Origin of the sequence: Segatella copri DSM 18205, from assembly GCF_025151535.1 — a bacterium.
In the GTDB taxonomy this organism is placed as follows: domain Bacteria; phylum Bacteroidota; class Bacteroidia; order Bacteroidales; family Bacteroidaceae; genus Prevotella; species Prevotella copri.
Window position 1 is genome coordinate 2,436,653 of the sequence record NZ_CP102288.1, and the last position, 16,610, is coordinate 2,453,262.

The following is a 16,610-nucleotide window of genomic DNA, read 5'->3' on the forward strand; positions in this document are numbered from 1 at the left end:
ATTAAGAAACAATGATTTTTTCTATATCATTTATAATCAGGTAATTATACATTTCTCTAATTTTCATAAGATTTCACAAAAATACGCCTATCAGGCGCACAAAAAAATGCTAAGTAGTTAATATATAACTATTTAGCATTTTCTTTCAATATAACTACCTGTCTTTTTACACCTTTTTGTCAGATCCTTCTCCTAAAGCAGAGAGATACCTACATCATCCCTTCCAGTTTTTCCTGCGCCTCGCGCATATCTTTTTCAAAATTCACATGGTCTAGAAGGAATTCCGTTCTGCCTTGAGAAAGAAGAAGATAGAGCTGCGGATTCATGCCCTCTACATACTGGGCGATGGCATACTCTATATCATCACGCTGCGTAGGATTGGTGGAAAATTCGAAAACCCTGAGCTTCTGATGAATAAAGCAATATGCCGACTCTATACAATCTCTGGTGATGCCCCCTGCCAAGAGAGCATCACCATTATTATTCTGATTCATTCTGAATATCCTTTTTATTTCACACCCTTCATCGACAAGGCGATGCGCTTGCGCTTCAAATCTACTTCTGCCACTCTCACCATCACATGCTCATGAAGCTTTACCACCTCAGAAGGATCCTGAATGTAACGGTTTGACATCTGGGATACATGAACCAGACCATCGTTGTGGACACCTATATCTACAAAGGCACCAAACTTGGTAATGTTGGTAACAATGCCCGGCACAACCATGCCCACCTGCAAATCCTCTATCTCCTTGATGCTGGCATCAAACTCAAACTTCTCTACCTCACCACGAGGATCCAAGCCCGGCTTGTCAAGCTCAGCCATGATATCGGTCAAAGTAGGCATACCCACCTCAGCACTCACATATTTCCGGATATCAATCTTCTTCTGCAGCGCCTTGTCTTCTACCAGTTGCTTCACCGTTACGCCCTGATCTTTCGCCATCTGCTCTACCAGCGCATAGCGCTCCGGATGAACGGCACTGTTATCCAAAGGATTCTTAGCTCCTGGAATGCGGAGGAAGCCGGCACACTGCTCGAAGGCCGAAGGACCCAGACGTGGCACCTTCTTCAACTGGGCACGGGAAGCGAAGGCTCCATTCTCGCGGCGATATTCCACGATATTCTTGGCAAGCGTAGGTCCCAAACCGCTCACATAGGTCAGGAGATGCTGCGATGCGGTATTCAGGTTGACACCCACCGAGTTCACACAACTCATTACCACTGTATCCAGACTCTTCTTCAACTGAGTCTGGTCCACATCATGCTGATACTGTCCCACACCGATGCTCTTCGGATCAATCTTCACCAATTCTGCAAGCGGATCCATCAGTCTTCGTCCGATGCTCACAGCACCACGCACGGTAACATCCTCATCCGGGAACTCATCTCTTGCAATCTTCGAAGCCGAATAGATAGAAGCGCCATCCTCGCTCACCACATAGATATCTACCGGATGAACGAAATCGATGCTATGCAGCCAGTCGCTGGTTTCGCGGCTTGCCGTACCGTTACCTACAGCCATTGCCTCCACCTGATACATCTTTACCATGCGCTGGATGGCAGCCGTAGCCTCGCTCTTCCTGTTGCGGGGAGGATGAGGATAAACGATTTCATGATGAATCAGATTGCCCTGCGCATCGAGACAGCAAGTCTTGCAACCATTGGCAAAACCCGGGTCAACCGCCATCACGCGTTTCTGTCCGAGAGGAGCCGCCAACAGAAGCTGGCGCAGGTTTTCGGCGAAGACCACAATAGCCTCCTCATCCGCCTTCTGCTTGCTGAGCGCAGCAAATTCGGTTTCAATGCTAGGCTTCAGCAGTCGCTTAAAGGCATCATCCACCGCTTCACCCACCAGCGTCTGGCACTCACCGAAACCATGTACATAGTGGCGCTTCAGTTTATCCTGACACTGCTCATCATCAGCCGAGATGCTGACACGCAAGAATCCTGCCGCCTCGCCTCTACGCATAGCCAGCAGTCGGTGCGAAGAACATTTCTTCAATGGTTCTGAGAAATCGAAATAGTCGGAGAAGCGCTGCGCCTCTTCCTCATCCTTCTTCTTGGCTACCACCTTAGAAGTGATGATGGCACCGCGTCTGAATTCGCCGCGAATCTGATTGCGGCTCTGCTCATTCTCGCTTACGGTTTCGGCGATGATGTCCTTGGCTCCCTGAAGTGCAGCCTCCACATCCTTCACCTTATCGCCCATAAACTTCCTGGCAGCCTGTTCCGGATTGCGCTCACGCTGGAAGAGGAGCAGCTGTGCCAGAGGCTCCAAGCCTGCCTCACGTGCTATCTGTGCACGGGTGCGGCGCTTAGGCTTATAAGGAAGATAGATGTCTTCCAGTTCGGTAGCATCCCAGCACTGTTCGATGCGTTTTTTCAGTTCATCCGAGAGTTTTCCCTGTTCCTCGATGGTTTTGAGGATAGTCTCCTTTCTCTTCGCCATCTCAGAGAGTTTCTCGTTAGCCTGTGCGATGGCTTCAATGTTTACCTCGTCCATATTACCGGTTTTCTCCTTGCGGTATCGCGAGATAAACGGAATGGTGCAGCCCTCTTCGAGCAGCGCCAGAGTATTTTCTACAGCCTGCTCCTTCAGATTGAGCTGGGCTGCTATCAGCTTTGCAAATTGATTCATTTATGATATTAATAAAATAAAATACAAACTGTTTGTTCATGCAAAGATAGAGAAAAAAGTTGGTTTGCCCAAATATTCCCTCATATTATTTGGCGGTTTCACTAAAAAATCGTAGCTTTGCAGCAGAAATAGCTTTAGATACATTCAGCATACCTGCTTTTTTAATTTACATCAACAACCACGTAAACTTCATCACAAAGGTAGGTTTCCTCGGTTACAGAGGTTATTCTCCTGACCATGGTGACAGCTCATCAACATTCGGACTTAACGTAGATGCGAGCAACATTTCATTTGGTGCTATCTACAAGTTCTAATCTTAGGGTGCTCATTTACTCATAAGCAATAATATCAGGGGCGCAAGCGATTCCTTTCATGGAAACAGCTTGCGCCCCATTTTTTATCTGCAAGCGAACACGCTTTTACTCTTCACTCTTCACCTTTCCTTCGGAAACCCCTGTGTTTATCGGCATTCCGAGGGGTGAAGAGTTTGCAGCGACTCTTCACCCTCTCTTCACCACTCTTCACCGATTCCAAAGACCAACAGGCGTAAATTGCAGCGCAAGACTGCTAGATGTCAAGGAGAGATGCAAGACCGCTAGGCTTCTCTAAGGAGGGTGTGTCATAAGTCTGAATAATAGTTGGCGCATAACAGTTGACCATCGCATGCACATCACCTGTTGTGCATGCGCATATCAGCTGTTATACAAGCGCACAACAGCTGTTGTGCGACCGAAGATACTGGCTGTTTCAACAACATATCCTAACTCTTTCAACAACATATCCTAACTCTTCCAACAACAAGAAGAGGGTGAATCATAAACTTATGACACACCCTCCGCCGAACCAGCGAGGGTGAAGAGTGGTGAAGAGTGGGTGAAGAGTGTCCAAGAACTCTTCACCCCTCGAAACGCCCATAAACACTGGGGATTCCGAAGGAAAGGTGAAGAGTGAAGAGTATTTCTTTATCCCTTACTTACATCATTTTTACAGGCATTTACGCTGACTGTTCCTATAAAACAGCCAACTGGCGAGCGTACGGCTAGTCAGCTGTTCTTCATTCGCCAGTACACTATTTCCGATTAACAGCCAACTTATTCCTCGGCAAAATATTCTTCCATAACTAGACAATAATCGCTACATGCTGATAAAAATCTCTGGCAATTATTAGAAATAAGGGTAAAGGAAACTTTTAGCAAAAATAAATAAGCAAAAAGTTTGGAGTTTCGAAGGAAAAAGCATATATTTGCACCTTGAAAAGTGCACATTGTGCACAAACGTGCACCTTCCAAGGTGCATATACTACAAAAACAGCATCTTAAAAGATGCATAAAAATGGTGAAATATGGATATTACACTCGTAAACTACATGAAAGAACAGCTGCGTCTAGTAAGTCTGGACTTTAAGCGCTATATGTATGACAAACTTCCTTGGCAAGCGAGGTTCGTTGGACTCATGGGACCTAGAGGAGTAGGGAAATCAACTTTGATTCTTCAACATCTTAAAGAAATGGATGCTGATACTCAGGCAAAAAGTCTCTATATATCAGCAGATCATAGCTATTTCACAACCCACACACTAATTGAGACAGCCGACCAATTTGTACGTGAAGGAGGTGAAACGCTTTATATAGATGAAGTACATAAATATGATTCATGGTCGAGGGAATTGAAGCAAATCTACGACTCCCACCCTGAACTCAAAATTTTCTTCACAGGATCTTCTATGCTTGATATTTTAGATGGAGAGGCAGATTTGAGCAGAAGAGTCGTATTATATGAGATGCAGGGTATGTCTTTTAGGGAATATCTGGAAATGTTCGAAGGAATCAAGACACCAGTCAGGTCATTAGATGATATTCTGATGGGAAATATAGAAATTAAAGAGGTGCTCCACCCTATTCCGCTCTTCAATAAATATCTGAAAGAAGGATACTATCCGTTTTCCAAGGAAGGCTTCTTCCAGCAAAGACTACAGCAGGTGATACGTCTTACGATGGAAGTAGATATTCCACAATATGCCAACATGTCGCCAGCAACAGGCAAAAAACTCCGCCGCATGTTATCTATCATAGCAGGTAATGTGCCCTATAAGCCAGAAGCGACAGGATTGGCAAACGAAATTAAAGTGAGCCGTAATGATATTCCTACCTATCTGCTATACATGGAAAAAGCGGGAATGATTGGTCAGTTACGTGACGAAACAGGCGGAATGAGAGGATTGGGAAAGACAGAGAAAGTTTATCTCGATAATCCGAATATCATATATGCACTTTCAGGCAATAATTCTAATATTGGTAATGTGAGAGAGACATTCTTCTACAACCAAACCAGAGTCAATCAGGATGTTACATCATCTAAGATTTCCGATTTTACAATAGGAAAGTATACATTTGAGATTGGGGGTGCCAAAAAGAGTCATAAGCAGGTGAAGGATGTAGAAAACGCTTATATTGTGCGTGACGATATAGAATATGCTAACGGTGACATATTACCACTATGGAGTTTTGGTCTTTTATATTGAAATTAAAATATTCCGGAATACAGTTTATACTGCAACAATAAATAAGGGGCGTGCTTAAATGAGCACGCCCACAGACGAGAGATTTTATGTATTCTTTTCACAAAGAACTCGACAAAACATTATGTATATAATTTTATTTCATGATGAAAAGTTTAGGTGTCGCAACGTTCATCTTTTTGCGAGCACCCGAAGCATCTACCTTCAAGAGATAAGGTGCTATCATATTCTTCAAACCACCAATACGGGTTTTACTTGTGAACTCCTTTGAAGAGAATGCGTAAAGCGACAGATAATCTACGTTATAAGTCCATGAACCATCATTTTCGAACTCAGCATAGGTTCCATCTTCATCATTATGGAAAGCAGCAGAGTAGGTAACGTTTTACCATTGGTATTCAAGGCAAAAGCCTCTCGTGATGCGCCATTAGCTAAGGAAATGGCAGTACCCATATCACCCTGGAAATAGAAACCCTGCTGCTGTACTGTTACATTTACAGAATCTATTCCAGACTTGATGGTAAGCAAACTGGAACGGCCACTATTAGTCTCGTTATTATCTACCGAAACCTGAACGGTAGAATCATTCAGAGCCGTAGCCTTACACCAGTCGCTGGCACTGGAGAAAGTGATAGGACCTTGCTACTTAACCACAACAACTGAGGATTCGGATCTGTCTTTTTAAACATAGTCATTCTGTTTGATTGATGGTGTAAAGATACGAAAAATATTCCAGATAACAGCATAAATCATAGATTATTTTCGTGAAATATAAATATTTAAAACAAGCCTTACTTTTTAAAGTGGGCTCAGTTATTCAAAAAAAAAAAATTATTTCTTAAGCGTAAATTCAAACTTCAAGCCGCCTTCCTGTTGATTACTCACACGGATGGTTCCGCCATGTAGGAGAACGGCATTCTTGACGATGGCAAGACCCAAACCGGTGCCACCCATCTTGCGGCTGCGTCCCTTATCTACCCGATAGAAACGCTCGAAAAGACGGGAGAGATGCTCGGCAGGAACTCCCTGACCATTATCACAGAAGATGAAATGCCACTTGTTGCCCTGCTCCTTGGCACTCAACGTTATCTTACGTCCTTCGCCGGCATAAGCTATGGCATTGTCGGTAAGATTGCGGAACACACTATAGAGCAGACTGCGGTTACCCTTCACGATAATATGCTGGTCGGGAAGAATATTCTCGAAAGTCATCTGGTGCGACTCTCTTTCCAGCGCCGTCTCATGGGCTATTTCACTCACCATCTGCGTAATGTCTACCGTCTCGAAATCTATCATATCCGAACCGTCATCCAACCGGTTCAGGGTAGAGATGTCGCGGAGCAGAGAGGTGAGACGCTCGCTCTGGGCATAACAGCGCTGCAGAAACTGCGACTTCATCTCTTCGTTGATATGCGGATTGTCGAGTATCGTTTCCAGATAACCCTGAATACTTGCTACAGGAGTCTTCAATTCGTGAGCGATATTCTGGGTAAGCTGCCGCTTCAGTACATTCTGTTCACGTCGGGTGGTCTGTATGCGCTTATACATCTTGATGATACGCTCGGCTATCTCGCCCAACTCATCGTTAGGGAACTTGGCGAGATCTTCCACCTCCAGACTCTCGTTATGGTCTGCCTTATAAGCAAAGATGCTCAGTTTGGAAACATTCTTAGCCAGACGGTCCGTAAAACGGTAGAGCACGATGGTAAGCAGAATGACGGCTACGATGGCAAACCAGATAAAATGCTGGTCGGCCTGCAGCGATTTTGCCAAATCATTATTGTAAGGTAGTGCCGTACGGATGATAAGCTTGCTTTCCGGAAAATAAGAAGCCACATAGAAATAATCATGCTTCAGGGTTTTAGACTGTCGCTCCACGCTTGAGCCTACCCTGTTTTTCAAGGCCTCTGCTATTTCCTCCCGCTTGGCATGGTTGGCAAAATGTTCATAGTCGGAACTCATGTTGTCATAAATCACCTTACCGTTAGGGCGCACCAGCGTAACACGAAGATCCTTGCTTTCATGTTCTCGGACAAAAGCCTGCAACTTCTCATGAGCCACAGTCACATCCCTATTGTGGATGCTATCCTGCAGTATAATTCCTTCATCAGGAGAGAGCGCCAGATCTTCTGCCAGCAGTTCATTATAATTTTCCAGCTTGATAGTAAGCGTACCTATTTTATATTGTTTCTCTCGTGCCTGCTGGAACACGATAAAACTGACGGCGAACACAAGGAACACCGCCAGTACACTGAAGTACAACTTTCTACCTACACTATTTAACTGAAACATTTTAATTACGCATCAAAATAATAACCGAACCCCAGACGGGTAACGATGCACTTGGCAAACTTACCAATCTTCTTTCTCATACGGGTGATATTGACATCCACCGTGCGGTCGAGCACCATCACATCCTTAGGCCATACCCGGTCGATAAGTTCCTGACGGGAGAACACCTTGCCGCGCTCTTCGAGGAAAAGACGCAGGAGTTCGAACTCGGTCTTGGTGAAAGGGATAGCCTCACCATCGATGCTCACCGTCTTCTTGTCCAGATTTAGCTGCAGTCCCTGATAGTTGATGATCTTCGATTCATCAGCATCGCCAGCCTGTTCAGCGGTACGGCGCAAGACGGCACGCACTCTGACCATCACCTCTCGTATAGAGAAAGGTTTCGAGATACAATCATCGGCACCGATATTGAATCCAGTAACCGTATCGTTTTCCGTATCTCGGGCTGTAAGGAAGATAATCGGAACATTGGCTGTCATCGGATTTCCCTTCAACTGCTTAGCTAGCTGGAAACCGCTCATTCCTCCCATCATGACGTCCAGTAGCAACAGGTCGAACGAAGCAATGTCCATCTCCAAAGCCTCTTCTGCAGAATTGGCAGTCTCTACCTCATATCCTTCTGTTTCGAGATTGAATTTCAGAATCTCACACAAGTCTTGCTCATCATCAACAACAAGTATTCTTTTCATATTCTCTTCCATATTTCATGTTATTTAAAATACCGCTGCAAAATTACGACTTTTCTTTCGTAATAAGCGTTACATTCGGTTACAATTTCGTGACATTTAGTTCTTTAGAGAAAAAAAATATAAAAAAACGGGTATTTTGTTACACATTTTAACTTAGTGTTCCAAATTCGCTACATGTTTCTTTGCTAGTTAGAAACAGAAATACTACTTTTGCACCCGATATAACTATAAGTGAGCATATAACACAACTGAAAGAGTATGAAAGATAAAGTAAATGCAATTCCCTTTATCGGTGAAATCATCAAAGAGGAATTAAACAAGCAAGGCAAGACCACAGTATGGCTTGCTGAAAAACTAGGCTGCCACCGTACTAATATATATAAGGTATACGGCAGAGCCACTATAGATACGGGTATGCTTTACCATATCTGCCAGTTGCTGAACATAGATTTGTTTAAGGTTTATTCAGACGCTTTGCGCAAACGCAAGAAAAAAAATCAAGATTTAAACTAAAAATAACTAAAACAATAAGACCTGAGGTTAATCACCCCAGGTCTTATTGTTTTTATGCCAATCGCCTTTCCAGACGCTCGCGGATGGCAGCGATAAAGCCAGCTGAGTTTACAGCCTTAGCCTCAACACCTTCCATCAGGCTTACGAGATCCTTGGTAGCGATACCGTCGTTCAATGTATCGAAACATGCAGCCTCCAGCTGGTCGCCAAAGTTCTGAAGTTCCTTGATGCCATCCAGTTCGCCACGCTTTCTCAACGCACCGCTCCATGCAAAGATGGTAGCCATAGGGTTGGTAGATGTATCTTCACCCTTCAGATAGCGATAGTAGTGACGGGTCACTGTACCGTGGGCTGCCTCATACTCATACTTGCCGTCAGGAGAAACCAATACGGAAGTCATCATCGCCAGAGAACCGAAGGCTGTACTGAGCATATCGCTCATCACATCACCGTCATAGTTCTTGCAAGCCCAGATGAAACCGCCCTTACTGCGGATAACACGAGCCACTGCATCATCAATCAATGTATAGAAATACTCGATGCCGAGTTCTGCAAACTTCTCCTTATAGTCGCTCTCATATACTTCCTCAAAGATTTTACGGAACTGGGCATCATAAGTCTTAGAGATGGTATCCTTGGTAGCAAACCAGAGATCCTGCTTGGTATCAATGGCAAACTTGAAGCAGCTGTGAGCAAAGCTGCGGATACTCTTATCAGTATTGTGCATGCCCTGGATAACGCCAGCACCGTCGAAAGAATGAATCTCAATCTCCTGCTTCTTGCCGCTCTTACCCTCGAACACGAGTTTGGCTGTACCTGGCTCATCAGCACGAAGTTCCACGCTCTTGTACACATCGCCGTAAGCATGACGGGCGATGGTAATAGGCTTCTCCCAGTTCTTTACACAAGGGTGGATGCTTGGGATGGTGATAGGAGCACGGAATACGGTACCGTCCATGATGCTACGGATAGTTCCATTAGGACTCTTCCACATTTTGTGGAGTTTATACTCGTCCATACGCTGTGCATTAGGAGTGATAGTAGCACACTTCACAGCCACGCCATATTTCTTAGCCGCCTCAGCAGAGTCGATGGTTACCTGGTCATTGGTCTGGTCGCGATAAGGCAGACCGAGATCATAATACTCAGACTTCAAATCAACGAAAGGAAGAATGAGTTCGTCCTTAATCATCTTCCAGAGAATTCTTGTCATCTCATCACCGTCCATCTCTACCAATGGAGTTGTCATCTTAATCTTTTCCATAACACAATATAATGTATAATTAATAATTTACAATGTACAATGATCAGGGCAGCCAAGTGGCCCCTTGATATTTTGCCTGCAAAATTAATAAAAATAATCAAGAAAAGAAAGGAAATTAAGAATAATTCTAGCAAAATGATAACAAAAAGCACTTTTTTACGTACTTAAAACATAAAACCTGTATATTTATACCTAAAAAGGCATCAATGAGCCCGAAAACTCATTGATGCCTCTACTTATTTACCTTTTTACTTTTTTACCTTTTTACCTTTAAATAGCCTTTTTACTTCTCCTCTGGAGCCTTGTCGATCAAGTCCATGAACTGGTCGAGCTTAGGAGTGATGATAATCTGAGTGCGGCGGTTGCGCTGCTTGCCTACCTCTGTATCGTTAGTTGTTACAGGGTTGTACTCACCACGACCACCAGCAGTAAGGCGCTTAGGATTTACACCGAAGTGATCCTGCAAGTACTGAACAACAGAAGCTGCACGGAGAGCAGAGAGGTCCCAGTTGTTGCGGATATTCTTCATCTTGGCACTTGTAGTGCTTACTGGTACGTTATCGGTATTACCCTCTACGAGCACATCGTAATCCTTATAGTCTGTGATGATCTTAGCAATCTTGCTCAATGTTTCCTGAGCACGGCTGTTCACCTCATAGCTACCACTCTGATAGAGCATATTGTCAGCCAGAGAAATGTAAACTACACCCTTCAGAACCTGAACATCAACCTCCTTCATCTCTTCCTTGCTCAAAGAGCGGGTCAGGTTGTTGGTAAGAACCATGTTGAGCGAATCGCTCTTGCTCTTTACCTCAACCAGGTGGCGGATATACTGGTTACTCTCGTTGATCTGGTCAACGAGTTTCTCAATGCTCACGTTGTTCTGGCTTGCATTGTTCAAACTCTTGTCAAGTGAGTTCTGCAACTTAGCGTAATCGCTCTTTGCAGTAGCGAGCTGCTCCTGAGCTGCCGCCAAACTAGCCTCAGTAGCTGCCAGCTTTTCCTTGGTAGCCTGATAGTTGCTTGACAATTCCTTATTCTCATTCTGGCAATTCTGAAGATCCTTCTTACTTGCACAGCTTGTAGCCATCAGAGCTACAGCCATCATTGCCATTACCATTAACTTTGTCTGTTTCATATTCTTTCTAATTTAAATTTTCTTGTTATTATTAATTGATTATAGTATATTAACGTCGCTTTCTACCTCCTATTATATTAGAGTTCTCCCGGCTTTCATCCGTTATCCGGAAGCTTCTACATTTTAGGGCATTATAGAAACTGATTCACTTCTTTCACTTGCAAAGTTACAGATAAGACTCGAATAAACAATATTTGTCAAATGCATTTAGACATTTTTAACCTCTAAATCTTTATTTATCACCTTTTTAACAAAAAAAGGCAACAGAAAGCACTTTTCTTATAGCTAAACCGTCAAATGTAGCCTCTTAAGGTAAGAATAGCCCAAATCTCAACAAAAAAAAACATAAAAAACAGTGTTTTATTTTGTAGTGTCTTGAAATTGCACTATCTTTGCACTCGAAAAGAAATAAATACATTAATAATATAAAAGAAAGCAAGTATGATTCTTTTTTTTAGAACTCCATCTAAGAGTGTGATTGCGACCGAGATTGACCACAAACCATCTCAGGACGAAATCAATGAACTTTGTTGGCTTTATGGTGACGCGACTTTAGAGGACGCCCAGCAGTTGCAGGGCTTCTATGTCGGCCCACGCCGTGAAATGATTACTCCTTGGAGTACGAATGCCGTTGAGATTACTCAGAACATGAGTCTTAACGGCATTTCGCGTATCGAGGAGTACTTCCCTGTAGATAGCGAAGACGCTGAGCACGACCCTATGCTCCAGCGTATGTACAACGGTATCGGACAGGATGTGTTCACCGTGAACCACCAGCCAGAACCTATCAAGTACGTCGATGACCTCGAGAAGTATAACGAGGAAGAGGGTCTTGCCCTCAGCGAGGACGAAATGGCTTATCTCCACAAGCTGGAGAAAGAGAACGGACGCCCTCTCACCGACAGCGAAATCTTCGGTTTCGCACAGATCAACTCAGAGCACTGCCGCCACAAGATCTTCGGCGGCCAGTTTATCATCGACGGTAAGGAGATGGAGTCTTCTCTCTTCAACATGATCAAGAAGACCACCAACGAGAATCCTAACAAGATCCTCTCTGCTTACAAGGACAACGTGGCTTTCTCTCAGGGTCCTGTTATCGAGCAGTTTGCTCCAGCCGATCAGACTACCAGCGATTTCTTCCAGGTGAAGGATATCGAGAGTGTTATCTCTCTGAAGGCTGAGACCCACAACTTCCCTACTACCGTAGAGCCTTTCAACGGTGCTGCTACCGGTACGGGTGGTGAAATCCGCGACCGTATGGGTGGTGGTGTAGGTTCATGGCCTATCGCAGGTACTGCCTGCTACATGACTGCTTATCCTCGCCTGAAGGATGACAACGGAAAGAGCGATGTTGAGCGCGACTGGGAAGACATCATGCCAGTGCGTAAGTGGCTCTATCAGACTCCTGAGCAGATTCTGATCAAGGCTTCCAACGGTGCATCAGACTTCGGTAACAAGTTCGGTCAGCCTCTCATCACCGGTTCTGTGCTTACATTCGAGCACGAGGAGAATGGTGAGAAATATGCATACGATAAGGTAATCATGCTTGCTGGTGGTGTTGGCTACGGCAAAAAGCGTGACTATAAGAAGGGCGAGCCACAGAAGGGCAACAAGGTGGTCGTAGTAGGTGGTGATAACTATCGCATCGGTCTTGGTGGCGGTTCTGTTTCTTCTGTAGATACAGGCCGTTACAGCAACGGTATCGAGTTGAACGCTGTTCAGCGTGCCAACCCTGAGATGCAGAAGCGTGCCTACAACCTGGTTCGTGCACTCGTTGAGAACGATGAGAACCCAGTAGTCAGCATCCATGACCACGGTTCAGCCGGTCACTTGAACTGTCTCTCTGAGTTGGTAGAAGAGTGCGGTGGCGAAATCGACATGTCTAAGTTGCCTATCGGCGACAAAACTTTGAGCGCCAAGGAAATCATCGCCAACGAGAGCCAGGAGCGCATGGGCTTGCTCATCGACGAGAAGTATATCAGCGAGGTTCAGAAGATTGCCGACCGTGAGCGTGCTCCAATGTACGTGGTTGGTGAAACTACAGGCGATGCTCACTTCAGCTTCAAGCAGGCTGACGGCGTAAAGCCATTCGACCTCGATGTAGCTCAGATGTTCGGTCATACTCCTAAGACTGTGATGGTAGATGAGACCGTAGAGCGCAAATATGAAGATGTAACTTATTCTGCAGATAACCTCGACAAGTACTTGCAGCGTGTTCTCCAGATGGAGGCTGTGGCTTGTAAGGACTGGTTGACCAACAAGGTTGACCGTTCCGTAACAGGTAAGATTGCCCGTCAGCAGGGTCAGGGTCAGATTCAGTTGCCACTCTCAGACTGTGGTGTCGTAGCACTCGACTACCGTGGCGAGAAGGGTATCGTAACAGCAATGGGTCATGCACCTCAGGCTGGTCTTGCCGATCCTAAGGCAGGTTCAGTACTCTCTGTAGCAGAGTCATTGACTAATATCGTATGGGCTCCATTGGCAGATGGCATGGACAGCATCAGCCTCTCAGCCAACTGGATGTGGCCTTGCCGCAGTCAGAAGGGTGAAGATGCCCGTCTGTACGAGGGTGTGAAGGCTTTGTCAGACTTCTGCTGCGCCATCCACGTGAACGTACCAACAGGTAAGGACTCTCTCTCATTGACCCAGCAGTATCCTAACGGCGAGAAGATCATCGCTCCGGGTACCGTTATCGTAAGTGCTGGTGGTGAGGTTTCAGATGTCAAGAAGGTGGTTAGCCCAGTTCTCGTTAACGACAAGAACTCTAGCCTCTACCATATCGACTTCAGTTTCGACGAGCAGCGTCTCGGTGGTTCTGCTTTCGCTCAGAGCCTGGGCAAGGTGGGCAGCGATATTCCTACCGTCAAGAACCCAGAGTACTTCGTTGATTGCTTCAACGCCGTACAGGAACTCATCAACCGTGGTTGGGTAATGGCTGGTCACGATATCAGCGCCGGTGGTTTGATTACTACTCTCCTCGAAATGACATTCGCCAACGTAGAGGGCGGTATGAAGATCAACCTCCACGACATCGCAGATGCCGACATCATCAAGACTCTCTTCGCAGAGAACCCAGGTGTTGTCATCCAGGTAAGCGATGCTCACAAGGACGAGTTGAAAGCATTCTTCGATGAGAACGGTATCGGTTATGCCAAGATTGGTTATCCTGCTCCTGAGCTCCGCAAGATTATCATCAAGAAGGAAGGCTTCGAGCACGAGTTTGATATCGATGCATTGCGTGATAACTGGTATAAGACATCTTACCTCCTCGACCGCAAGCAGAGCATGAACGGTATGGCTAAGAAGCGTTACACCAACTATAAGAAGCAGCCTATCGAGATGAACTTCGGCTACGGCTTCAAGGGAACTCTCTCTAGCTACAGCCTCGACGCAAACCGTCGCAAGCCATCTGGCATCAAGGCAGCTATCATCCGTGAGAAGGGTACCAATGGTGAGCGTGAGATGGCATACTCTATGTATCTCGCCGGCTTCGATGTAAAGGATGTGATGATGACCGACTTGATTTCTGGTCGTGAGACTCTGGAGGATGTGAACTTCATCGTATTCTGCGGTGGTTTCTCTAACTCCGATGTTCTCGGTTCTGCCAAGGGTTGGGCTGGTGCATTCCTCTACAATCCTAAGGCTAAAGAGGCACTCGATAAGTTCTATGCCCGTGAGGATACTCTTTCACTCGGTATCTGCAACGGTTGCCAGCTGATGGTTGAGTTGAACCTCATCAATCCTGAGCACAAGCATCGTTCACACCTCTGCCACAACACATCTAAGAAGTTCGAGAGTACATTCCTCGGTCTGACTATTCCTCAGAACGACAGTGTAATGTTCGGTAGCCTGAGCGGTGACAAGCTCGGAATCTGGGTAGCTCACGGCGAGGGCCGTTTCTACTTGCCAGAGCCAGAGGATCACTACAACATCATTGCGAAGTACAACTACGCTGAGTATCCAGGTAATCCTAACGGCAGTGACTACAATGTAGCAGGTATCTGCTCTGCAGATGGTCGCCACTTGGCTATGATGCCACACTTGGAGCGTGCCATCTTCCCATGGCAGAACGCCTGGTATCCAGCTGATCGCCGCAACGACGAGGTAACTCCTTGGATTGAGGCATTTGTCAATGCACGTCAGTGGATTGAAGAAAGAGCTTTGAAAAAGTAAAAAAATAAAAAGGTAAAAAATGAATAATAGCGTAAGTTATCTTACATTATTCAAAACATTTATGAAGATTGGCATAGTCACCTTTGGTGGTGGCTATGCCATGATTCCTATTATAGAATCCGAAGTCGTCGACAAGCATCATTGGATGACGAAGGAGGAATTCTTGGATGCCATCGCTACCACCCAGATTTGTCCGGGCGCCCTGGCCATCAACATGAGTTCCCTGCTCGGATATAAGTTGGCAAAGACACCGGGAGCCATCGTCTGCACCCTCGGCGCTTCGTTGCCATCGTTCCTTATTATCTTAGCGATAGCCATGTTTTTCCATCAGTTTGAAGACAACAAGGTTGTTGCTGCCATGTTTGCAGGCATCCGTCCTGCCGTCGTGGCATTGATAGCCGTACCTACATTCTCGCTTGCCAAGAGTGCCGGTATTTCGCTTGTCAACTGCTGGATTCCTATTCTATCCGCCCTTCTGATTTGGCTTTTGGGCGTCAACCCAATCTGGGTAATTATCGCAGCTGCCGTAGGTGGCTACATCTATGGACAGTTTATCCAGCCAACGGAGTAAGATTAGTTAAAAGTTTATAGTTAATAGTTTATAGGGGCTACGCCTTATTGTAGGAATGCCCTATTAACTTTACACATTATTATATATATATGATATTTCTTCAGCTTTTCATCGTATTCATTCAGATAGGCATCTTCGGATTCGGAGGTGGCTATTCCATGATATCCCTGATTCAGGGACAGGTTGTTACGCAATATCATTGGATGACGATGCAAGAGTTTACCGATGTGGTTGCCATCTCTCAGATGACACCGGGACCTATCGGTATCAACACCGCCACCTACTGTGGCTATACAGCTGTCCATAATGCCGGCATGAGTGGCATGATGGCTGTACTCGGAAGTGCCATGGCGACCTTTGCGCTGGTTCTCCCATCCTTGGTTTTGATGATTCTTATCAGCAAGATGCTGTACAAGTATATGAACACCTTAGCCGTCCAGAGCATCTTCATCGGTCTTCGTCCTGCCATCGTCGGCTTGGTGGGAGCCGCAGCCCTGCTCCTGATGAATGGCGAGAACTTCTCTACGCCAGCCAATCCCTGGCATTTCTACATCTCCATCGCCCTCTTCTTTGCCACCTTTATCGGCGTGAAGGTGCTGAAGATTAATCCTATCCGCATGATACTCTACTCGGCTTTTGCCGGACTGGTATTACTATATTAAAACCGATTTTATTGACCAACAATAAACAAAAGGTGGATTTTCTGATGAAAATCCACCTTTTACACTATAATTCGCTTTTTGTCCACCTCTTCTTTGTGTTTTTTGTGTACTTTTGCAACTGTGTATTAATCGCGGCATGAATTCAGGCT

At 45.4% G+C, this 16,610-nt stretch carries 13 protein-coding genes and 1 pseudogene; 6 read left to right on the forward strand and 8 right to left on the reverse strand.

What is annotated here, in order from left to right:
• Positions 1 to 209: 209 nt before the first annotated feature.
• Positions 210 to 494, reverse strand: a complete 285-nt coding sequence (locus NQ544_RS10340; RefSeq protein WP_006848511.1) for a hypothetical protein — start codon at positions 492 to 494, stop codon at positions 210 to 212.
• A 14-nt stretch (positions 495 to 508) separates the two neighbouring features.
• Positions 509 to 2,641, reverse strand: coding sequence for a Tex family protein (locus NQ544_RS10345; protein WP_006848512.1), 2,133 nt, complete (start codon positions 2,639 to 2,641; stop codon positions 509 to 511).
• Positions 2,642 to 2,730: 89 nt separating this feature from the next.
• Between NQ544_RS10345 and NQ544_RS10350 the strand changes: the two genes are divergently transcribed.
• On the forward strand, positions 2,731 to 2,955 hold the full coding sequence (locus tag NQ544_RS10350; protein ID WP_040553466.1) for a hypothetical protein: 225 nt from the start codon (positions 2,731 to 2,733) through the stop codon (positions 2,953 to 2,955).
• A 1,028-nt stretch (positions 2,956 to 3,983) separates the two neighbouring features.
• On the forward strand, positions 3,984 to 5,162 hold the full coding sequence (locus NQ544_RS10355; protein WP_006848516.1) for an ATP-binding protein: 1,179 nt from the start codon (positions 3,984 to 3,986) through the stop codon (positions 5,160 to 5,162).
• A 294-nt stretch (positions 5,163 to 5,456) separates the two neighbouring features.
• Here the strand turns inward: NQ544_RS10355 and NQ544_RS10360 are convergent, their stop codons facing one another.
• From NQ544_RS10360 to phoB, 4 genes and pseudogenes are all read right to left on the reverse strand, one after another.
• Positions 5,457 to 5,687 carry a hypothetical protein gene (locus NQ544_RS10360; RefSeq protein WP_006848517.1) on the reverse strand — a complete coding sequence of 77 codons (231 nt, stop codon included), beginning with the start codon at positions 5,685 to 5,687 and terminating at the stop codon, positions 5,457 to 5,459.
• 9 nt (positions 5,688 to 5,696) lie between these two features.
• Positions 5,697 to 5,792 (reverse strand): annotated as a pseudogene (locus tag NQ544_RS13980) (hypothetical protein); the annotation flags it as partial.
• A 198-nt stretch (positions 5,793 to 5,990) separates the two neighbouring features.
• Complete coding sequence (locus NQ544_RS10365) at positions 5,991 to 7,451, reverse strand: sensor histidine kinase (protein ID WP_006848518.1); 1,461 nt, start codon at positions 7,449 to 7,451, stop codon at positions 5,991 to 5,993.
• Between the two features lie 5 nt (positions 7,452 to 7,456).
• Positions 7,457 to 8,152: a two-component system response regulator PhoB gene (gene phoB, locus NQ544_RS10370; RefSeq protein ID WP_228023661.1), complete on the reverse strand. Its 696-nt coding sequence runs from the start codon at positions 8,150 to 8,152 to the stop codon at positions 7,457 to 7,459.
• A gap of 246 nt (positions 8,153 to 8,398) precedes the next feature.
• Between phoB and NQ544_RS10375 the strand changes: the two genes are divergently transcribed.
• Complete coding sequence (locus tag NQ544_RS10375; RefSeq protein WP_006848520.1) at positions 8,399 to 8,653, forward strand: helix-turn-helix domain-containing protein; 255 nt, start codon at positions 8,399 to 8,401, stop codon at positions 8,651 to 8,653.
• A 52-nt stretch (positions 8,654 to 8,705) separates the two neighbouring features.
• On the opposite strand, the gene NQ544_RS10380 is transcribed toward NQ544_RS10375, so the two are convergent.
• Both NQ544_RS10380 and NQ544_RS10385 read right to left on the reverse strand, forming a co-directional pair.
• On the reverse strand, positions 8,706 to 9,917 hold the full coding sequence (locus NQ544_RS10380; RefSeq protein WP_006848521.1) for an NADP-dependent isocitrate dehydrogenase: 1,212 nt from the start codon (positions 9,915 to 9,917) through the stop codon (positions 8,706 to 8,708).
• Between the two features lie 283 nt (positions 9,918 to 10,200).
• On the reverse strand, positions 10,201 to 11,055 hold the full coding sequence (locus NQ544_RS10385; protein WP_006848523.1) for an OmpA/MotB family protein: 855 nt from the start codon (positions 11,053 to 11,055) through the stop codon (positions 10,201 to 10,203).
• 441 nt (positions 11,056 to 11,496) lie between these two features.
• Here NQ544_RS10385 and purL point away from each other — a divergent pair, with 441 nt between their 5' ends.
• The 3 genes from purL (at position 11,497) to NQ544_RS10400 (ending at position 16,461) form a co-directional block, all read left to right on the forward strand.
• The gene (gene purL, locus NQ544_RS10390) at positions 11,497 to 15,228 is read left to right on the forward strand and encodes a phosphoribosylformylglycinamidine synthase (protein WP_006848524.1); all 3,732 of its coding nucleotides are present in this window, start codon (positions 11,497 to 11,499) and stop codon (positions 15,226 to 15,228) included.
• Positions 15,229 to 15,247: 19 nt separating this feature from the next.
• Entirely contained in the window at positions 15,248 to 15,799 is a 552-nt protein-coding gene (locus NQ544_RS10395; protein ID WP_006848525.1) for a chromate transporter, read from the forward strand.
• 89 nt (positions 15,800 to 15,888) lie between these two features.
• Positions 15,889 to 16,461, forward strand: coding sequence for a chromate transporter (locus NQ544_RS10400; protein WP_006848526.1), 573 nt, complete (start codon positions 15,889 to 15,891; stop codon positions 16,459 to 16,461).
• The last annotated feature ends 149 nt before the right edge of the window (positions 16,462 to 16,610 follow it).